General features: G+C 36.7%; 17 protein-coding genes. 7 read left to right on the top strand and 10 right to left on the bottom strand.

Features of this window, described 5'->3' with window-relative positions; genetic code table 11:
• Positions 1–7 precede the first annotated feature (7 nt).
• Positions 8–2842 carry a Z1 domain-containing protein gene (locus tag NMG63_RS06550; RefSeq protein ID WP_254006727.1) on the bottom strand — a complete coding sequence of 945 codons (2835 nt, stop codon included), beginning with the start codon at positions 2840–2842 and terminating at the stop codon, positions 8–10.
• 190 nt (positions 2843–3032) lie between these two features.
• Entirely contained in the window at positions 3033–4052 is a 1020-nt protein-coding gene (locus NMG63_RS06555; protein ID WP_254006728.1) for an FAD-dependent oxidoreductase, read from the bottom strand.
• 180 nt (positions 4053–4232) lie between these two features.
• Here NMG63_RS06555 and NMG63_RS06560 point away from each other — a divergent pair, with 180 nt between their 5' ends.
• The 3 genes from NMG63_RS06560 (at position 4233) to pepF (ending at position 9100) form a co-directional block, all read left to right on the top strand.
• On the top strand, positions 4233–6551 hold the full coding sequence (locus NMG63_RS06560; RefSeq protein WP_254006729.1) for an HAD-IC family P-type ATPase: 2319 nt from the start codon (positions 4233–4235) through the stop codon (positions 6549–6551).
• A 59-nt stretch (positions 6552–6610) separates the two neighbouring features.
• Positions 6611–7228: an ankyrin repeat domain-containing protein gene (locus NMG63_RS06565; RefSeq protein ID WP_003775131.1), complete on the top strand. Its 618-nt coding sequence runs from the start codon at positions 6611–6613 to the stop codon at positions 7226–7228.
• 69 nt (positions 7229–7297) lie between these two features.
• On the top strand, positions 7298–9100 hold the full coding sequence (pepF, locus tag NMG63_RS06570) for an oligoendopeptidase F (protein ID WP_254006730.1): 1803 nt from the start codon (positions 7298–7300) through the stop codon (positions 9098–9100).
• A 49-nt stretch (positions 9101–9149) separates the two neighbouring features.
• On the opposite strand, the gene NMG63_RS06575 is transcribed toward pepF, so the two are convergent.
• From NMG63_RS06575 to nagA, 3 genes are all read right to left on the bottom strand, one after another.
• Positions 9150–9545: a hypothetical protein gene (locus NMG63_RS06575; protein ID WP_254006731.1), complete on the bottom strand. Its 396-nt coding sequence runs from the start codon at positions 9543–9545 to the stop codon at positions 9150–9152.
• Positions 9546–9637: 92 nt separating this feature from the next.
• On the bottom strand, positions 9638–10474 hold the full coding sequence (locus NMG63_RS06580; RefSeq protein WP_254006732.1) for a M15 family metallopeptidase: 837 nt from the start codon (positions 10472–10474) through the stop codon (positions 9638–9640).
• Between the two features lie 60 nt (positions 10475–10534).
• Positions 10535–11689, bottom strand: a complete 1155-nt coding sequence (gene nagA / locus NMG63_RS06585; RefSeq protein WP_254006733.1) for an N-acetylglucosamine-6-phosphate deacetylase — start codon at positions 11687–11689, stop codon at positions 10535–10537.
• A 155-nt stretch (positions 11690–11844) separates the two neighbouring features.
• On the opposite strand from nagA, the gene NMG63_RS06590 reads away from it, so the two are divergent.
• Positions 11845–12567, top strand: coding sequence for a glucosamine-6-phosphate deaminase (locus NMG63_RS06590; protein WP_254006734.1), 723 nt, complete (start codon positions 11845–11847; stop codon positions 12565–12567).
• 42 nt (positions 12568–12609) lie between these two features.
• Here the strand turns inward: NMG63_RS06590 and NMG63_RS06595 are convergent, their stop codons facing one another.
• Positions 12610–12939: a zinc ribbon domain-containing protein YjdM gene (locus tag NMG63_RS06595; protein WP_254006735.1), complete on the bottom strand. Its 330-nt coding sequence runs from the start codon at positions 12937–12939 to the stop codon at positions 12610–12612.
• Between the two features lie 202 nt (positions 12940–13141).
• Between NMG63_RS06595 and agaF the strand changes: the two genes are divergently transcribed.
• The gene (gene agaF / locus NMG63_RS06600; RefSeq protein ID WP_003775118.1) at positions 13142–13576 is read left to right on the top strand and encodes a PTS galactosamine/N-acetylgalactosamine transporter subunit IIA; all 435 of its coding nucleotides are present in this window, start codon (positions 13142–13144) and stop codon (positions 13574–13576) included.
• 26 nt (positions 13577–13602) lie between these two features.
• Here the strand turns inward: agaF and NMG63_RS06605 are convergent, their stop codons facing one another.
• Together NMG63_RS06605 and NMG63_RS06610 are read right to left on the bottom strand one after the other, a co-directional pair.
• Positions 13603–14790 carry a helix-turn-helix domain-containing protein gene (locus NMG63_RS06605; protein ID WP_254006736.1) on the bottom strand — a complete coding sequence of 396 codons (1188 nt, stop codon included), beginning with the start codon at positions 14788–14790 and terminating at the stop codon, positions 13603–13605.
• A 49-nt stretch (positions 14791–14839) separates the two neighbouring features.
• Positions 14840–17905: a polysaccharide lyase 8 family protein gene (locus tag NMG63_RS06610; RefSeq protein WP_254006737.1), complete on the bottom strand. Its 3066-nt coding sequence runs from the start codon at positions 17903–17905 to the stop codon at positions 14840–14842.
• A gap of 266 nt (positions 17906–18171) precedes the next feature.
• On the opposite strand from NMG63_RS06610, the gene NMG63_RS06615 reads away from it, so the two are divergent.
• Together NMG63_RS06615 and NMG63_RS06620 are read left to right on the top strand one after the other, a co-directional pair.
• The gene (locus NMG63_RS06615) at positions 18172–18735 is read left to right on the top strand and encodes a TetR/AcrR family transcriptional regulator (protein ID WP_013853175.1); all 564 of its coding nucleotides are present in this window, start codon (positions 18172–18174) and stop codon (positions 18733–18735) included.
• Between the two features lie 12 nt (positions 18736–18747).
• A complete protein-coding gene (locus tag NMG63_RS06620; protein ID WP_123171246.1) occupies positions 18748–19155 on the top strand; it encodes a DUF2871 domain-containing protein in 408 nt (135 codons plus the stop codon).
• 53 nt (positions 19156–19208) lie between these two features.
• Here NMG63_RS06620 and NMG63_RS06625 read toward each other — a convergent pair whose 3' ends face one another.
• Together NMG63_RS06625 and NMG63_RS06630 are read right to left on the bottom strand one after the other, a co-directional pair.
• Positions 19209–20927, bottom strand: a complete 1719-nt coding sequence (locus tag NMG63_RS06625; RefSeq protein WP_254006738.1) for a DUF885 domain-containing protein — start codon at positions 20925–20927, stop codon at positions 19209–19211.
• 3 nt (positions 20928–20930) lie between these two features.
• The gene (locus NMG63_RS06630; RefSeq protein WP_254006739.1) at positions 20931–21737 is read right to left on the bottom strand and encodes an alpha/beta hydrolase; all 807 of its coding nucleotides are present in this window, start codon (positions 21735–21737) and stop codon (positions 20931–20933) included.
• Positions 21738–21847 lie beyond the last annotated feature (110 nt).

Consider the following 21847-nt stretch of genomic DNA (forward strand, 5'->3'; position numbering starts at 1 on the left):
TTCCCCCCTAATCGACATCATCGATTGTTCCCTTATTATTTATTTTACTCAAATCTATTCTTATAGATTTAATATAATTTTGATTTCTTTCGCCTCCTGGGATTGTGACTACAACACCAATTAGGTCGCCTTTAGCATCTAAATTACTTCTTAACGGATTTGACTTCACTTTGGAGTATTGATCAATGCAATAAAATGTTAACTGTGGAGTTTTGTTTAACCCAAAATAATTTCTGTGGGTTATTTTAGGGTTTTTATTCATTTCTTTCTTAATTAGTTCATCATCTAGTTGATTGTATTGATCGATTCTTATATCGCTAATTAAGTCTTTCGGTCCTCGCAGTACCCCTATGTCAATAAAATCCGACTCATTTTCATTACTTTTTTTACGAGTACGACTGACCTTTGCAACAGATAAGCCATTACCGAAATCTAATTTTGATGAGTTATCATTTGATAATCCTGCAAATACGACATTCCAACTCCCTAAATTTCTATCTTCTGTATTTATTTTTATCCAATCTTGTAGAACATTAATTCTATTAAATACTCGCGAACGATTGCTAAATAAGAAATTATCAAAGAAATTAGTCGAAATCAACTCAAAATCTATATCTTCCCACACTAAGTTAGAGTGATTAAACATAAACATTTCCGTCGGTGTTGGTTTACCAAGCGATCTAATAAAATTAACTGTGATCTCTAAGTTTGATTTAATAGTTTCAATATCATTATCAAATAGAACTGTTTGATTCATTACCCCTGTAAAGTCCACTTCATCTTCAACAGCACGTTGCATTTTATTTTTTGAAGTAATACGCATGAATGACAAAGATGGTGAGCTTTTTATTCGTATTCCGACTTCTTCTGGCAACTGACCTAGTACTTCCATATTATAAATTTCATTTCTAAGCTCTAGATCTAGTTCAGATAGAAATTTAAATTTTTCGACCGCATTAATTGACATGAAAATTCTGGGAAATAATTCATACCCTCTTCGATATCCGAACCAACGTCCCATTTGCATCAGAGTATCTCCCTGGTTAGTCGTTCTTAAGAAATATGAACAGAGCAGTCCTTCTAATGTTAAACCACGAGCAAGTGTATTTCCTCCTATAACGATAAACATAGGTGCTTTTTCAAGCATATGCTTTTTAGACGGATATTCTAATCTCATATAGTCATCCTCATCCGCTGTAAATTGCGATTTACTATTATCTACACATAGATGTATACCTTCTATATACGATAAATCATTCGCTTCGTTTTCATCAATTTGAATACGGCCCATACCCTCTTTTACAATAAAGTTTAATTCGGGTAGAAGTTCTTCAAATAAAGGATAATCCCTCAAATCGCTAGCATCAACTCCATAAGTAGGGTAAGTACTTGTGAAGTTATCTAAAGTAAATCGATTTGTTTCTTGTTCCCAAAGTATATGTGCCTTAGAAATTATATTATCTCTATTTTTCAAGAACCATTTTTCAATAGCTTTCTCAATTTGGTTATGATGATCAACCTTGAAACTACTATGAACCAACATAGATATTGGTTTTTTATGGCCTTCTGTACGCAATGCAGCACCACTTAAGATAAACCAAAGTATGGCTTGTTCAAGACCTGTAGGTATATCTTGACTCTCACCTTTATGTACTTGAGATAATTCGTCAATTTCTCGAGAGTTAATATCTTCTAGTTTTCTAATAATATCTAGACCTTCTAGACCTACTTCTTCAGTTAAAGATTCATCAACACCAAATATTTGCTGTGGACCAAAATAGAGATTTGATTGTGGAAGTGTATAAATGAAGTTTTTGGGATAAAGTGTATGATCTCCGATTTCATTCAATACATTTGCATATGGGGTAGCTGTATACCCAATGTAATTCATTGCATGAAATACTCCTTTCGCTTCCTTATCATTTTTATTCTTATTATGAACGAGATTATTAATAAGTCTTGCAATCGTTTTGCGTTCATCTGTGTTTACATCTGCAGTATTCACCCCTGCTTGGTCAGATTCATCGTCAATTATTAGAATTTTCATATTTTCTTTTTGATGAGCATCTAAGTGAAGCCATTCCAATAAATTCTCAAGTCTTTTTTTATTTTTTAGTACAACTGTGAAATAAGCCATTTCCGACTCTGAAAAATGTAAATTTGATGATTTATCACGGTCTTCAGAATGCTTAGATAAATGACCTAACTCTTGCCATTTCTTATTACCTGGATGATTCAGATCATTAAGAATCCTTTTTTGAGTTTGAACACGCAAGTTATCTATCGTTCCTGAAAGAACAATAAACATGTTATAACCATAATCTGAAGCCATAGCCATTAATCCAGCCATATTCGCAGTTTTACCCGACTGAACATTCCCAATCACAAGACCTTTTGTTGGCAAACTATTTCTAGTGTCATTCGAAATTTGTTTCAAAATTCTTTCACATGATATCTCTATTGAACTTATTGCTTTATCATCGAAACCATTTGCTTTCTTTAAATGTTCTTTATATAAGACCCATGATGATTTACGATTTTTAGGAATTATTATGTCGTTTTCTTGATTATCTCCGACAATCATTGATGCTTTTGTTATATCTGTAATTTCTAGACTATCCTGCTCCGCTTCTTTTTGAAGTAAAACTAAATCTCTCCATTCTATATCATCAAATGGAGCCTCTAGACCTATAGAATTATAATTTTTCAGGAATTCATCTATTGAATTAAATAAACCAAATTTCCCTTCTATTATTTCTTCCCATGTATGACCTTCTGTTCGTTTTTTTACAATTACAGCGCGCAAATTATCATATCGCGGTGTTGAATATCTATTCCCCATTTTTGCCCTCACTTTATTAGTTTGTATATCTATAATAATCATTATATATGAGCAAGTAGAGCATCTCAATGAATAAACAGTAAAAGTGCAAACGTTTTCACCTCTATCAGTAAAAAGTTTGCACTTTATGACATATTTGTTTTTTTATTAGAAAGTTTTTTTGATCAAACAAAAATTTTGTTAAATAAACTTAATTTCGATTTATTAATTCACTCATTACTTTTCCGATAATTATTCCAGTAGTCAATCCCGAGGACCCCAGCCCACTCGCATGATATACACCCGGTTCGCCTTCTACTTCCCCGTAGAAAGGACTGAAGTTCGAGCTCACTGCGCGTGTTCCTACACGTACGTGATCAATTTCAAGTTTATCTATATCTAGGAAGTGTTTCTTAGCCTCATTTTTGAGGTATTCACTTGAATTCGGATCAATATCCAAATTAAATCCTTTTTCATTTTCATGGGTTGCACCAATGACCAATTGTCCTTGATTTCCATAAAGAAAGTCAATTTCTCCCTGTGGCATAAATACTGGATAGTTATGATTGGGTTCAAGGATGTTATTAAATTCTATCAGTTGTCCTTTTTGTGGTTTCACATTAAGATCTTTGTTTGGAAATTGTTCTTGTAACCATGCTCCACAAGCAAGGATGACTGCATCATAGACTTGCCCATCAACCATAAGCTGATATTCTTGACGTGACCAGTACACGCGTTTATTGATTACGGTAAGATTTTCAGCTTCTTTTTGTAATGTCTTGATTAGTTTTAAGCCATCTACCTGTGCACCACCTGAAACATAGAGAGCTCGTTCACATTGAATAAAGGGTGGTAGTTTTTCCTTGAGTGCTTGTCCTTCTAAAATTTCCACATCCCCCATTTCGGGTGCATCGATGCGACGTTGTAATGCAATATGGTATAGCTTATCCAATAATTTATCGTGAGTGATTAAAGCACCACTTTGACGATAGTAGGATGTGTCTTTGAGGTCTTGGTTCAACGTTTGATAGAATGCTGCTCCTTCACGTGCGAGTTGGTACCATTCTTGATTGCGACGTTGACTAACCCAAGGACAGATAATTCCCACCGCTGCTTTGGTTGCTTGTCCCGTTGAATCATCATATAGGGTAACTTGGTTGCCGTGTTTACTTAAATAATAGGCAGCTGTAGAACCAACAATACCGCCACCAATAATTGCGATTTTTTTCATTTTTGATCCCCTTTAACTTCTCTTATACTAGTGTATCAAAATATACCAGATATGTAACAAAATTGTAACTTTCGTCATAAGTTCAAAATAATCATGTATACTTTGTACTATAACACTAGTATAGTGTTGATTTTTCTTTCGATTAAATTTATAGTTATAAATAGATTACGGAGTATCGCTATGCAAAATAAAAAAGGTCTAACGACACAACAAGTAAAACAATTAACTCAGGAAGGCAAGGTCAATCGTCTACCTAAACCCGAAATTAAATCAAATGCGCAAATCATTTTCAGTAATGTATTTACGCTTTTTAACTTATATAACATTATTATCGCATCCGCACTTGTTTATGTAAAAGCATGGACAAGTTTATTCTTTATGGGTGTCATCATTTCAAATACATTCATGTTTATTTTCCAGGAAATACGTTCTCGAAATTTAATTAGCAAACTCAATATTATTATCTCTCCAAAAACGACAGTTATTCGTGACGGTGAACGACTTGAACTGGATAACGAAGACATTGTTCTTGGTGATTTAGTTTACTATGAAGCAGGAAATCAAATCAGTGCCGATGCACGGATTGTGGACGGGTCTGTTGAAGTTAATGAATCACTTCTTACTGGTGAAGTTGATCCTGTCGATAAAACGGTTGATGCGGAAATTTTATCTGGAAGTTTTATTGTTAGTGGTGCGTGTTATGCAGAGATTATTCATGTTGGAAAAGACAACTATGCCATTAAAGTAACTTCTGCTGTGAAAACTAACCGCGTTATTTCTTCTGAACTGCTTAAAACATTTAAAACGGTTACTAAAATTACAAGTTTCTTTATTATTCCAATCGGTGCCATTTTACTTTACCAAGGTCTTGTACTACGAGGTCAAGCTTTTGATTCAGTAATTGTTAATACTGCAACTGCGCTACTTGGTATGCTTCCACAAGGTCTAGTACTGCTCACTACCTTAGTCCTTATTGGAGCCGTCTTAAAACTTGGTTCTAAGAAAACACTTGTACAAGATTTATACGCAATTGAAACCTTGTCGCAATCCAGTGTACTGTGCTTGGATAAGACAGGGACATTGACACATGGTGTAATGAAAGTAATTCACGTGGAAACACTTGATGAGATTCTCTATGAATATATGAGTTCTTATATCGAAAATTCAAGTGATAACAATGCTACATCAACTGCAATTAAAGACTATTTTGAAGTCATTCCAACACAACTTAAAGCTGTCGAACAAATACCGTTCTCCTCCGCGAGAAAGTGGGCTGGAATGAATTTTTCTAACAATCACTCAGTGCTTGTTGGTGCCCCTGATATTTTACTCCCAGGAACACGAATTCCTGAAAAAGTTGAATCTTTACGACGGGATGGTGCTCGAATTCTATTAGTCTGTGAGTCCCTATCACCCGTTCATAAAGATAGTTCTCTCAAAGGAATTTTACCGCTCGCTTACATTGCCTTAGAAGATCCAATTCGTGATGACGCTTACGATGCTATACAATTTTTCCGAGAAAATGATGTTACTGCAAAAGTTATATCAGGTGATAACGTAGAAACAGTCGCAGCGATTGCTCGCAAAGCGGGTATTGAAAACTATCAAAATGTTGTAGATGCACAATCTCTAAAAACTGAAGAGGACTTAACAGAAGCAATTCTTAATTGTAATGTTATTGGTCGGGCAACGCCAAATCAAAAACTTGATTTTGTACGTATCCTTCAAGAACATGGAGAAAAAGTTGCCATGACCGGTGATGGTATCAATGATGTTCTTGCATTGAAAAACTCTGATTGTTCTATTGCTATGGGTGAAGGCAGTGATGCTGCCTTGCATATCTCGCAAATTGTCGTTATGGACGGGCAACTCTCGACACTTGTAGATGTTGTGAAAGAGGGGCGTATGGTGATCAATAACATCACCCGTTCCGCATCCATGTATTATCTACGAACAATTCTAACCATATTTATTGCCATTACTGCAGTAGTTATGAATGTTCCCTTCCCGTTTATTCCCTTCCAAATTACATTAACAAATATGTTTATTGATGGATTCCCTTCGTTTATGTTGTTGTTCCAACCCAGTTATGAACGACCTAAAGAACGAATCCTTAACCATGTTTTACGTCATGCATTCCCAAATGCCATGACCATTATTCTGTTGTGGCTCTTCCTAAATATTTGGGGAACCCACTTTGGATTAACAACAGAGGTTGTTCAAACGATGATGTACTTTATTAACGGTTATGTATCCATCGGTATGATTTACCGTATCTACAAACCCCTCAATCTGTATCGAACAACGGTCCTTATCATCAATGTTATTGGATTTGGACTTGCAACGAAACTCTTCTGGCCTCTCTTGGAACTTCAACCACTCAGCCCAGAACATGCGCAATTCACTGCAATCCTTCTGATTGTTGCCATCCCTATTGTAATCATCATCCATAAATTAGCTCTTATGTATATTGATTACACAAATACAAAAAACATCTAGAAAACACAAACACCTTCCAAAATGGAGGGTGTTTTTTGGTTTAAACCTAGAAGTGTGCTATGATTAAGACAGAAAGGATTGATATTTTGAATGAATTGATCGAAGCAATTCATCATAATGACATTGATTCAGTTCAGACAATCCTTATCAACGACCCACACGTCGTATCTCACCCTTCAGGTGATCGTTTGCAATCCCCACTACAAGAAGCAATTCAAAACAGTCGTCTTGAAATTGCTCAGTTAATTATTGAAACAAAGGATAATGTTAACTTTATGGTTCAAGGTGAACTCGAACATTGGCAGCAACCTATTTTACACGTTGCCATAAGTGAAGCCTTGAATCATTCACGTTATCCCCGACCTCAACGAGACGGCCCTAAAAATGATGGGGTTCTTTTCGACAAGCATCTTGCTTGTCTTAAACTCTTGCTTGATGAGGGTGCGGATGTCCATGGTCAAGATTCATTTGGAAATACGCCTCTTATGCGAGCTGTTTTAGATGTCATTAATATTGATTTGGGAATTGTTGATTATGAATTTGAAGAAGATATTCGTCGTGTGTTTGGATTACTCATTGATAAGGGTTCTGATATTCGTGAAGCTACAAACACGCGTAAGTCTATTTTTGAGCTGTACCGAAATCATAAAGTGATGAATTATATACCAAAAGGATGAGGATTTCACTCATCTTTTTTATTATCTCCGCTTAATTTTGATATAATAGTCAAAATTAGGAGGTTTTTTATGGCAAAGAAATTAGTACACCGTAGTGACGTTAATCCTGAACATACATGGGATTTAAGTGGTCTTTTCAAAACGGAAGAGGACTACAATCAAACATTTGATGAGCTTGAAAAAGAAGTCGATACATTTGTTTCTACTTATAAAGGGCAATTAAGCACGCCTGAGAAGATTGTTGAGGCATTAGGTGTCTACGCACCAATGTATGAGAAAATGGTTCACCTTGGCACTTATAACAGCCTTAGTGCTTCCGCAGATCAATCTAACGAGGAAACCATTCAACGTTATGGTCTTTATGCAATCCGTACGACTGAAATTTCAAATAAACTGACATTCTTTACATCTGAAATATCTGGCAATGATTATAAAACATTAGAAGATGCAGCACACCTTGATGAATTTAGTAAAGGATTTTTAAAACAGATTCTTCGTGAAAAACCCCATGCTTTATCACCAGAGGTAGAAGCTGCTGTTACCGCATTGAATAGCGCATTGGATGCACCTTACAGTATTTATAATCGTGGAAAACTTCAAGATATGAGCTTTGATGATTTTGAAGTTAATGGAAAAACGTATCCCAACAGTTTTGTCCTTTTTGAAGGCGAGTGGGAATATGAGATCGATCATGATGTACGTCATAAAGCATTTGAAGAGTTTTATGGAAAACTTGCGGAATACCAACATACTTTTGCGGAAGTCTACCAAACGCAAGTTCTCAAAGAAAAAGCACTTGCAACCCTTAAAGGCTTTGACTCTGTGATTGATTATCTTCTTTTCGATCAAGAAGTATCACGCGATATGTATGACCGTCAAATTGACTTAATCACCGAACATCTCGCACCACATATGCGTAAATACGCTCAATTACTCCAATCAGTCCATGGTTTAGATACCATGTCATTTTTTGATTTGCTTATGCCATTAGATCCTGGATTTGAACCGGATATTTCAATTGAAGCATCACGCGAAAAATTACTTGAAGGATTAAGCATTCTTGGTGATGACTATCTTGCGATGGTTAACCGTGCTTTTGATGAACGTTGGATTGATTTCCCACAAAACATCGGAAAATCTACGGGTGCATTCTGTTCAAGTCCTTATGGTGCGCATCCTTACGTCCTTATTAGTTGGACCGAACGTATGCGTGAAGTCTTTGTCTTAGCTCATGAGTTGGGTCATGCAGGACACTTCTACCTTGCCGGACAAAATCAAAATATTTATGATACACGCCCTTCTCTATACTTTATCGAAGCACCTTCAACTATGAATGAGCTTATCATGGCAAATCACCTAACGACTCAATCTGAAGATCCACGCTTCAAACGATGGGTTCTATCAACAATGATCAGCCGTACCTATTATCATAACTTTGTAACTCATCTTCTTGAAGCTGCTTATCAACGTGAAGTGTACCGTGCCGTTGATGCTGGTAAGCCACTATCAACAGCAGGCCTAAACGCTATGAAACGCTCAGTACTTGAAGCATTTTGGGGTGATGTGGTCACAATTAATCCAAATGTGGAACTCACTTGGATGCGTCAACCGCATTACTATATGGGTCTTTACCCTTATACTTACAGTGCTGGATTAACCATCGCAACCGAAGTAAGTCAAAAGGTCTTGAATGGAACCTTAGATATTGAACGTTGGAAAGATGTATTGAAAGCCGGAGGAACTAAAACTCCGCTTGAACTAGCGAAAATGGTCGATGTTGATCTTTCAACGGATGCACCTCTACGCCATACCATTGAACACATTGGTTCGATGATTGATGAAATTATTGAACTTACCGAACAAATGAAGTAATTCAAATAAAAATGCCGAAACATCACAATGATGTCCCGGCATTTTTTTGTTATGTTGTTTGTTGGTAATCTTCGATGATCACCAATAATGCATTACAAAGTTTGTCATACCCTTCGTCATTACGGTACGCAAGGTCCATATCGTAATCTGCGAGCAACGCTTTTTCCGAAATTTGACCGGTTGCGACACGTTGTGCTGTTTGACCGCTTTTACGAATCGCTTTAATAATATCTAAGCACTCATGAATGGTCGTTCCCGATAAGACTTTTTGTTTTTTAATAAATTCAGTGATGTTATCACAATACGCTTCAAAATCATCATTCCAGTGTTTGTTCTCATGTGTTTGAGCTTCCATACGTAAACTCTGGATTTGTTTTAATACATCCCCAAATACATGATCACCCTCCGTGATCAGATTGGCTAATTTTTCATTACAAGGTTCCATAAATAATAAACCTCCTTTAATAAAATATATCATGTTTGTTTCCTTATATTCACTTATATTTTAAAGATTCCAGAGAATTCATGGGTACAATTTTAAAAAGGAAATTGGTTTAGGTAAGCATCGAGACTCTTATCTGCATTTATTATTTTTTCGGAAAGTGCCCCAACATAGCGGTAGTGCCAGGGTTGAAATGCATATCCGGTTTCTGCCTCTTTTCCTTCTGGATATCGCTGGATAAAACCAAACTGATATGCGTTCTTTTGAAGCCATTGATACGCTTCTGTCTCAGTAAACTCCAGTTCATTCCATGTTTCAATGTCTTCACCACCGATATCAAATCCATAACCACTACGGTGTTCAGAACAACCATCTTGGCCTCCATAACGATGGGCAAGTTCAATTCCATACCGTTCCTTATTGCCTTCATACAACTGGTTTTGGAATTCATGCGCGCGATAGCTGCTTATTTTGTTTAATACGATACCGTCTTTAAGTGCTGCTGCTTGCATATATAAAAATTGGTTTTCAGCCTCATATCGTGGACCGGGATCATAACTTGGAGGTAAACAATGACCACGGTCAACCACAAGAATTCCCTTACGATAGACACGTGTTCCTTCCTCCATTTGATAAACATCATCCAGTTCTTTCGCAAAAGCATTGATGCGTTCTTCAAATTGATTTAATGCCTCCATGGTTTGGATGCTCCCTAAATCATCCTTTAGTTCAAGATAAGCAAGACGATGGGTGGAAAGCACGTCGCGTTGTTCATAAAACTTAAGAACACGCATGTAGTCATCAACGAGATCTACACCTTCAAGTGTTAGGTTATTTTGAATAATGGGTTGTGTTATTTCGGGACTTGTTGGCTTACATCCTGTGATGAGTAGAAGTATGATTCCTACGATTAATTGATATTTTATCTTCATAATCCTATTCTATCGCATTCACAGCACAAAAAAAAGGATTCCGAAGAATCCTTAATGGGATTATTTTTGATAACCAATAACACCACGGCATATTGTTGTTTGAACATTAATATCATCATCACAAATTACAAGGTCAGCATCTTTATTGATCGCAATGCTTCCTTTACGTCCAAAGATTTCTAAGTGTTTCGCAGCATTTTCTGATGACATCTTCACAAGATCGTGCATTGGAGCACCCGTAAAGTGTTTAATGTTACGGACTACAAAATCCATTTCCGCTACAGAACCTGCAAGCGATCCTGTCGCGATACGGCATTCTTTCCCTTTTTTAATAACTTCTTGACCTCCAAGGTCATAGTTACCATCAGGAAGTCCTTTCGCGCGCATTGAGTCTGTAATCGCAATAAAGTTCTCCGCACCTTTAATTTGGTATGTCGCTTTCACAACATCCGGATTTAAATGAATACCATCACAGATCATTTCTGCTTTAAGTGTTGGATTCATAAAACCAGCTGTAACGGCACCCGGTTCACGGTGATGATGTGGTTTCATCGCATTATGGAAGTGTGTTAAGTTTGAGAGTCCATTCTCAATCTCATCTTCGATTTGTTGGCAGGATGCATCCGTATGACCTGCGGAAGGCACAACATTTAACGAACGTAAGTGATCGGTAAATCCAATTTCTGCTTCTTCTGGTGCATAAGTAATGACCTTAATCATTCCTTCTGAGACATCCCAGAAATGATCAAATGCTTCAAGTGTTGGTTTTAAAACATATTTAGGATTTTGTGCTCCAATATGTTTAGCGGAAATAAAGGGTCCTTCTAAATGAATCCCTACGATTTCTGCTTCCCCAGGTTTATTATTGTTTTTCGCATACTTCACAATCTCGCCTAAAGCTTTATCCACAGCTTCAACGGATTGAGTCATCGTCGTTGCACAATATGATGTGGTACCTTCTTTCGGTAAGAAACGCGCAATGGTTGCGACTGCTTCTTCAGTACCATCCATATTATCAGCACCATTGGCACCATGGATGTGTTGATCAATGAATCCTGGTAAAACATTCATCCCCTTCGCATCCACAATTTCTCCCGTATAAGCGGGAACATTTTCCATTAAACCAAGCGCTTTAATGGTTTCATTTTCTGTAAGCACATAACCGTTTTCGATTACGCGGTCTTCTAAATAAATACGTCCGTTTATAATTAACATCGTAATTCCTCCTTGTAACCTTTGTTTACCTTATAATTATAGCACTCTTAATCCGTAACACAATTATAATAAACATTAGTTTTGTTGTTGTTTTGGTTTGCTTTATTGATTCGAACCCTTATAATATATGGGAGAAAGAAGAGAGGTTATTCAATATGAAATTATATGTTGTAGAAAACAGCGATGCAGGAGCAGCGTTAGGTTTCGAACTCATTAGTAAAGATTTAAACGAAGGAAAATTAAATGTATTCGGTTTGGCTACAGGGAGCACACCGATTTCATTCTACGATAAAATTACTGCAAGTGATTTAGATTTCTCAAATGTTATCTCAATTAACTTGGATGAATATATTGGTATTGGCGCAGATCATGATCAAAGTTACCACTACTTCATGAACAAGCATTTCTTCAGTAAAAAACCATTCAAAGTAAACTATTTACCAAATGGTTTGGAAGAAGATGCAGAGAAAGAATGTAAACGTTACGATGATATTATTGCTTCAAATCCAATTGATGTTCAAATTTTAGGACTTGGAATCAATGGTCATATCGGTTTTAATGAACCGGGTGCATCATTTGAAGGATTAACACAAAAAGTTTCACTTACAGAATCCACAATTGAAGCAAACGCACGTTTCTTTGAAACTCGTGATGATGTACCACGTTATGCTTATTCAATGGGTATTAAATCCATTATGTCAGCTCAAAAAATCGTATTATTTGCATACGGTGATGCGAAAAAAGATGCTGTATACAATATGATGGAAGGGACACCTACAGAAGACTGTCCTGCAAGTGCACTTCAAAATCACGATGATGTCATCGTAATTATTGATAAAGCTGCAGCAGCTTTATTAGACCTTTCTAAACATCAATAAGACCGGAAACGGTCTTTTTTTTAGTCATAAAAAAAAGAAAGCCTAAGCTTTCTTTACAAATTCTGATTTTAAACTCATGGCACCAAAACCTTCGATGCGACAATCAATATTATGATCCCCTTCCACAAGTTTAATATTTTTAACCTTTGTACCTTGTTTTAAAGCACTGGATGCCCCTTTTACTTTAAGGTCTTTTGTGATGACGATATCATCACCATCTGTAAGTACGGTTCCATGTGCGTCCTTTACCACAAGCATTGCTTCTTGAGTGCTCAAGGCATTCCACTCATGTCCACATTCTGGACATACGAATAAATCTCGATCCTCATACGTGTACTCTGAAGTACACTGAGGACAATTTGGTAATGTCATTGTATCGCTCCTTTATTTCTTCTTATCTATTCATGAGTATACCGTGGAACCGTAAGAGTTGCAAATTAGACTTGAAGTTATACGGTTAATAATTTATAATGCTATTTGTATTGTTAACTTGAGAAGTTGCTCCATTTTATGGGATTGGCCTCACATAAAATTCTTTTTCAAGAATAGTATATTTTAAAAGGAGATTAATACTATGATCGGAATTATCGTTACAGGTCACGGAAGATTTGCTGAAGGTTTGTCTTCATCCGTTGAACTTATTGCAGGTGCACAACCTCAATATAAAAGTGTTTTATTTTTAGAAGAATCAGGTCCTGAAAAATTATCAAGCGATCTTAAAGAAGCGATTGCTGAAGTAAATACAGGCGAAGGTGTTCTTGTCTTTACAGATTTAAAAGGTGGAACACCCTTTAAAGAATCCGTTATGATCGCAATGAACCACACTGATGTACACGTTCTTGCAGGAACAAACCTACCAATGCTTCTCGAAGCAAGTTTAATGCGTTTAAGTGAACCTGCAATTTATGACTTTGCGAAATCACTTGCTGAAACAGGTGCTTCACAAGTTGAACTCTTTGAAATGCCTGAAGCTGAAGAAGCTTCTGACGATTTCTCAGACGGAATTTAATTTCATATTTCAAAAAGGTCCCCGCATTAGCGAGGACCTTTTTCTTGTGTATAAATTTTTTGTGCGTACTCACTTGGCGCAAAACCAAAGTGTTGTTTAAACTTCCTTGAAAAATAATGAATTGAGCTAAAACCAAGTTTTAAAGCTACATCTGTAATAGGATACTTTCCTTCAAGAATAAGATGCTTGGCGCGTTCTAATTTCTGTTCGTTTATATATTGCTTCGGTGGCATATCAAAGTATTTATTAAACAGTAGTTGTAAAGCAGAACGGGAAATCGCAAATTGATTGCATATATCTTCAACCGATAATGGGCGATGAATATTAGCTTGAATATAAGTATAGATCTCATCCATCATTTCATTTTCGAAATTGACTTGAATTGGATTGGATGTATTATGACTGCTCGTTGGTTCATCATATTGAAACAAAAGAATCATGATTTCTTGGAGGTATGAGACCATAAGATCTTTCGCAAAAGGACTTTGTTCCTGCTCAAGAATGGTCGATTGTCGGATGAAATGATTCATCAAGGTATAAAGTTCGTTCCCACAACTCATCACACGATTTTGAATGTGTTCAATGGATTGCGGAAGCATATTCATATCAAACATAATGGTTAAGTAGGAACATGCATTTTCACCAAGTACCGACTGAGTATGAAATTGACCGGGGAAGTACAGAATCATTTCTTGATTTTCCAAAGTAAATGAGGCCCCTTCAATTTCTGTAGTTAATACCCCTGCGTCCACGTAAGTAAGTTCCCAATAGTTATGGGCTTCCCCTTCAAAATGATAATTTTTTCCCTTCACATTATAATAGTAGGAATAAATTTCACTGACATTAAATTGTGGTTTGATGGATACGTATTCAATTTCTGATTCCAAACTGGTTTCAATCATCGTGGGTTGACCTTCTGTTTGGTAGGATATTTCTACCATAGCACTTTGTGTAATCGGCATCAGTGCATAGCGAATATGGGGATGAATTACTGCTGTTCGATGAATGACAAACCGTTCTCGATTCCCATTCGCATCCTCAACCAAGACAACGGCAATCCCTTCCACGACCCGGATGTAGGTTGCTTCGGAAACGGCAGTGAGCGCATTGGGTTTTTTATTGGCTAAGATTTTTGAAATAATGGGATACGAGCTGACTTTATCCGTCGCATGACCGTATTTTAGAAACTGCGGTCCTGTGGTTTTTTGATACATTACTTACCTCCTATAAGACGAAAAAGCACACATGTGCTTTTTCTATATATTATTTTTTGTTTTTACGTTTTCCGTAAAGGATAAAGCATCCACCGACAACAACAAGTACACCCACAAATGGTAGGACATTTTGTGGTGTAACACCCGTTGATGGCAATACCTTAACATCTTTTTCACCCAAGGCAAAGAGTGAGAATGAAGCAGTATCAAAGGTAATACGTGTTCCATCTTCCTCCCATGCAAGAGATTCAAATCCATCTTTAGTTTCATGGTAAACTTGTAAACTCGCACGATCTAAGGCTTTTTTCGGTTCAATTGAGACATTGACTGGATTTTTAGGTTGTACTGCATGACCATCACTCAAGAGTGTGATATCATAGCCAACTGTATTTTTTAATCCATCAACAGTGAGGTTATTCTTAATTGAAACACTTAAGCTTGTATTTTCTGGGAGATCACCTTCCGTATAGGTAATCACCACATTGGATGCATCATCCACAAGTGTTAATGTTTTTGGTGTTTCAGGTTTTACTTCTGGTTTTGGTTTTTCAGGTGTTGTAACCGTTACAGCTTCAAGTTGTAGGTTTTGAGATACACCGTTTTTATTTTCGGTATTCACCGTAATGTGTGTTTTTCCGTTCTCAATTACAGCGTCACCATTGCCTGATACCACATCAAATGTTCCATCTAAAGTAAAGGATACTGTTGCTTGTTTGTGCGTTGGATCTTGTACTGCAAAGTTTAATCCTTTACGCATCACAATCATTTTACTGTTTGTACTTAGATCTTCTACTGTGTGGTCTGATTCATCAAAGAAGGCATAACCGGTCATACCGAGATCTTTTTGACGTACAGCATGAACGCCATCTTCTTGCGCAACAATCTCAATAGGATTTGCTTTTGCGTAAGCTTCTGTCTCATCAGCACTTGCATTCGGTAAGATTGCATAAGCATATTGGTTTGTTTCTTTACCGTTATGTTCGTACGTTACCGTCGCAAATTGACGTGTTACTTCTTTATCGGCAGCTCCTACTGTTTTATTACGAACATAAGAGTATTTTTGTGTATTACTTGATGTATTTACATTCACATCTTGATTACCAAAGAATACATAACCTGTGTCTTTATTAACACCGTCGGTACCCATTGCGAGCCATTTAAGTCCTTTTTGAACGCCATTTTCAAGTGTTTTCACACCCTCTTGGTTTTCACCTTTAAGGTTAATAGCATCTGTAGTTTCAAACATACGGTTTTCAACGGTTGTCGTTAAGTCACGTTGTTTTTCATCATGAATGTTTGATCCTAAAGCGACAATCTCATCATCAAACATAAACCATGATTTATTTGCTTCTGCGTTTTTGTAAACTTTGAAATCTTCAGGGAGAAGTCCTTCTTGCGCATCCGCGTAAGCCTCATCATCGCCCAATTGCATTGCGGACGCACCGTAGATTCCCATCTTTACATCACCTGAGTAATCATTTGTACCCAATGGGAAGTATACGTATTTATTTTGTGTAATGGATCCGGCTTCAAATCCTTCAGCACGATCATAGAAATCTTTTCCGTAAAGTTCTGGAATTGTTTGGCGTACTTCATTGACTGTTGTGATACCCGGAAGTTTATGGTGATCAACGGTTGCATAGAAGTTAATACCGTGCATGCTTGTTTGATCGTTTCCACTTTGGTAGAGGTAGTATGCACCATCACCTTGGAACCATGAACGAAGGTTTTCACCACTCATGTATTCATATTTAGAAATACGATTTGAACTTCTTGAAAGTGCAAATGCAAAGCCTTCACGTGTATGGATTGCTTTATCCATTAAGTTAAATGCGTAGTGATCATTTGTTTCTAATGGGTTTAATGCTTTGATGTCTGAATTCTTAACAATTGCTTCATATGCCGCAATATTTTGAATTGAAACAAAGGTTGCGGGATTAATGGTTGAGCGAATGTTTTCAATCAAATATTTGATATAGCTTTGAAGTTTCAGTTGTTCTGCTTGAGGAAGGCTTTGGGATAGTTGTACAAATGCTTCAATAACACTTGAAGCATCACCATAACCTGAACCGGTACGTGATACAGCACGACCCTTTACAATTTCCATCATGTATCCTTCATACATAACGGGTGCAAAACCACGGTAAATCCATTCTTGAACTGTATCCAATAAGGTATCATTTTGCCATTTTGTACCATCTAATACCGTTACAAGTTGCGCAATACGACCCAGTAATACTTTTCCATATGAACCGGTATAAGCAACCGTTGAGTGTTGGACAAAGGATCCATCTTCATAAAAACCATCCGTAACGCCATGTTGGAGGTTACTTGGGTCAATCGTACTGAATACGGTCATTGAATTTTCTACAGCTTTACTGATGCGTGCTTCATCCTTAAGCACAGCACCTTGAAGAATGCGGTTAAAGGTAATATCTGTAAGGTTTGCTCCAGTATGTTGACGTGCATCAAGGTTTACATCGCCAATGGTAGGATCACCAGGCTTCGCATCACCACGGATATAGGAATCCATTGCGATTACGGATTCTTTGATAAATCCTGGAAGTGCAGCTTCGATCTCATCACCAAGTAGGAACATGATGTTTGATAAGCTTTGAGGGACACCAATTTCCCAGCTGTACCAGTTTCCATAATATCCAGTATCCATTTTATTAAAGTAGTTATCACCCAACCACTTAATACCATCTAAAACTGCCTTTAACGCTTCAGGGGATTGATAAAGGGGGTTTTCATTACCTGGCATCGAGTAAGCCAAGGCAATCGCATTAAGTTGTTGATATGATTTTTGTAGGTTTGTGGACAAGTCGTGATCGGTTTTACCACCACCACGTAATACTAAACCTGTAATGTATTCATCATCATGACCAACGATGGATTCCATTGCTTTTTTCCCGTTGGTATAGATTGCAGTAATTTTCTTTTGATTGACTGCATCGTTATTAATTGTTTCATTCCCTAATAAATATTCACGATAGTTGCTGTTTATTTTGTCAATATCGTTATGATCCGCTGTAACGCTACGAACCCCTACCATCGATAATGACACTGCAAGCGTCATTAAAAATGTGAACACTTTTCTCATATGTTTCTTCATTTTCGTCTCCATTCAAATTTAAAGATTAGTCCTAAACCGGTTTACAAACGAATTATATGTTAACGGTTACATTGTGTCAACACCTTTTTAAAAATTAGGTGAACCGGTTTTGTGAAAATCGACGTTTTTTTGACGAAGATGTTAATCGTTAAGAACTTTATGATAAGATAGTGTTATAAAAACGCAGGTTGTTCTCGAATTCAATTTCGTTGACACCATTTATCGACAGGCGTATAATGAACATTGTTCAGTAATGAGGTGATTAAATGAAAAAAGCAGTAATAAGTAAGGAATCGCTCCTTGAGGTTGCGAAAGATATTGTATTTAAAGATGGCTTGGATAAGTTAAACATGCGTAATTTAGCGCAAAAAGCTGATGTTTCGATTGGTTCTGTTTATAATTATTTTCCATCCAAAAATGATCTGCTCTTAGATGTCATTGAAGATTTTTGGAAACAAGTTTTTTATGATGATATCTGTAAAGTTGATACAAATATTCAATTTGTAGACTTTATAGAACAGATATATGATCGTTTGCGTCATCATATCGACGAGTTCAATTCCTTGTTTATGAGTCATGTGGAAATCATGAATCAAGAAGCAAAAATGAAGGGACATCATGTCGGAATGCAATATGTTGATCATATTCGAACCGGTCTTCTCTATGTTCTTCAAGAAGATTCAACGATTAAATCCACTGCATTTACCGATTCCTTTACCCAAGATGGGTTGTTAGATTTTGTATTTCTTCACGTATTTATCTCATTACGTAAAGGTAGTCCAAACATTGATTTTCTTGCGGAAGTTTTAAATCGACTCTTATATGAGTAGAAAGAGGTTTATATGAAAAAGATGATTAATACGTCCTTTGCTTATCTGATTGCAGGACTTGTTGGTGGTGTGTTTTATCGCGAATTTACGAAATTTCAAGGCTTTACCGGTTTTACACGATTGAGTCTAATTCATCCACATTTATTGGTCTTGGGTATGATTTTATCCCTGATTGTGGCCTTGTTCTTTGTGAAATTTGATCTTGATAAAAAACCTAAGTGGAATCGCTTCTATATTACTTATAATTTAGGTGTGATTACCACAACACTGATGCTTTTGGTACGAGGTCTTACTGAGGTCTTAAATATTTCTTTATCTTCAGGAATGTCCGCTGCCATCTCGGGTCTAGCAGGTCTAAGTCACATTATCTTAACTGTTGGAATTATGTATTTATTCACCCTATTACGCAATGAAGCTTAAAAAAACACCAATACGACGGAACTTGGTCAGTTCCACATTGTATTGGTGTTTTTTTATTGAGCTTGTAAATATTCATCAAACAGTATATCCATTGTATCAAAACTTGCACTGCCTAAATCAAGAATCATTTGATGGAATGTTTTCTCATCAAATGCATCCCCGAGTTCTTTTTGAGCACGTTCTTTCATGCTTTGAATCGACATGGCTCCATAATAGTAACTCCAGATATTTCCTGGTTCTAAAATGATTTGACGATAGATTTCATCCCGTTCATCCTCAGTATTGTTTACGTATACCGAATCAAAGAAGGACCCCATCTCCTCACGACTCCAATCATTATAATGAATACCGATATCCACTTCTAGAAGAATTAAGTACATGGATTCATAAAGATCCCGTATATAATCTTCATATCCTTTTGGACCACCTAGATATCGGACGGAAAGTAGTTCAACATATTGTGCCCAACCTTCGGTCATCGCATTATTTCGAATGTACAGTCGAATTGGATGCATCCCTTTAATACCACGCATATATTGTGTTTGATACATATGTCCCGGAATTGCTTCATGAGCAAAGGTTGTAAAGTTTGCAGGATCAAAAGTACTATTAATGTAGATGCGTTGCGTGTGATCTGGATTGCTGTCAATTGGCGGAACATAATAGAATGCCGGATTAGATATAGCCGCTAATGATGCATCGATATTATAAACTTTATAGGGTATTTCAGGAATCTCAGGGAAATCTCTTAGACTTTTCTTATAAAGGTCATCAATTAAAGCGTAAGCATCTTTGTAATCAGGTGCGGTTTGCTTGGATTCAAAGTCCTGGTATTCTTGAAGCTTGTTACTGGTTTCCACGGCTTTCAAACGTTGATAAACTTCAATACGACGGTTACTAATCCACATTTGAAATTCTGGAATTGTTAAATTTCGTCCACTTAATGATGGAATTAAGGTCTCATAGTAAGTTTTTCCGTTTTCAAGATGGGCAAGGCCTCGATTGGGTCGAGTCTTTACCGTTTTAAGATCGTTCTCCAACTTCACAAAAGCATTATAAAAGACATCTCGGATGGCTTCACGATTCTCTTGGATGGTTGCGGTCTTTTCGGATTCTTTAAGAAATTCTAGGGATGATATTTTTGAATCAAATCCTTTAATTAAGAAAAAATCATCGGAGAGGGATTGTTCTTTCATAACTGCTACGAAATCCGTTAACTTTTCATGTTCAAACTGAGTCATCATTTCTGTCTTATTATAAAATGCAATAGATTCATCAAAATACGTTGGTATTGAATCAATTAAAGAGAAATAGCCACGAATATCACTTTCAGTTCTAAAGGTAAACCCTTCGAGATATTGGGGAATGGCATCCAACTCTGGATCCACTTGAAATTGAAATGGTTGATAACCCGAGGCCATGCGTTCCAATTCATAGAGAAGCACACGCTTATCAATAATTTGTTGGTCTGATAACGTTCGATCTTTAAACTTACGGATATTCTTTTGAATATCTTTAATTAAGTCTTTCGACATTTCAAAATCTTCTTCACTTCCAAGTCGAAATGCGTAATGTTCAACATCCACATCATATTCTTCAGGATGTTCTAAGAGATAATTACTTGATGGGTCGGTTGATCCAATCATTGACACTAAAGCTGTATCTAATGCACTCTCAAAATCTTTGTTTGTGCCATCATTACTGGGTGATGATACAAATTGGCAACCAAACAAATTAATCAGTATGACTAGTATTGTTAGTGTTTTTTTCATATATTATCCCACCCTATTCAAATTTTCGAGCCATGTATTCGTTGCATCCATCACCATTTCCTTTTTTCGACTTTGAAATATATTATGACCTACACCTTCAAGGACTTTCAATGCTTTTGCACTGCTACTCATGCTTTCGTAAAACATTAGTGACGATTCTAAGGGAACAATTGAGTCGCTATCTCCATGGAAAATAAGACAAGGACACGCATAGCTGCTCATCCTGGACTTAAAAACTGTTGGTGCATGGATTAGGGTCTCTAAGACAAACGACTGCGTAACACGCTTAAACGGTCCTTTAGACAAAGCCTGTTCAATCATGCTTAATTGCCACAAATCATCTTCAATTAATGAAGTAAATAACGCTAAAACTGAGATTGAGGATTGGTCAAGTGAAGCCCATTCATCTTGAACACAAAGACCGGGTGCAAGTAAAATTTTCCCATCAATACGATGTCCATAATCCAGACCATATAACGCTGTTACCATCCCACCTAAACTAAATCCCATCGTATAGATTGGACAATCCGAATCAAGTGTTTTTGAATAAGAAACAAGTGTATCCAAATCTAAAATCAGATCACGATAATCGTTTAAATCACCCAAAGGTGCTCTTGTTCCACCATGACTTCGCATATCATAACGAATTACCGTATAACCACGTTGGTTAAGTCCGTAAGCTACCGAGTTATAATAAACAATTTGTTCTAAAAAGCCATGACTGATAATCACAATCCCTTTAGGATTTCTTACCTCACTCAAAGAAACTTTTAATTCCGTGTCGTCAAAGGCTTTAATAAATAATTGCATAAGTCACCTCAAATCCCACTTCTTTCTTTTATCATATTGGAATTTAGGACAAAAGTATAGGAAAAAGAGAACAAATTAAGCGATTTACGAAATATTCGTGGATAAACGAC

This window comes from Erysipelothrix amsterdamensis, from assembly GCF_940143175.1.
Lineage (GTDB): Bacteria > Bacillota_I > Bacilli_A > Erysipelotrichales > Erysipelotrichaceae > Erysipelothrix > Erysipelothrix amsterdamensis.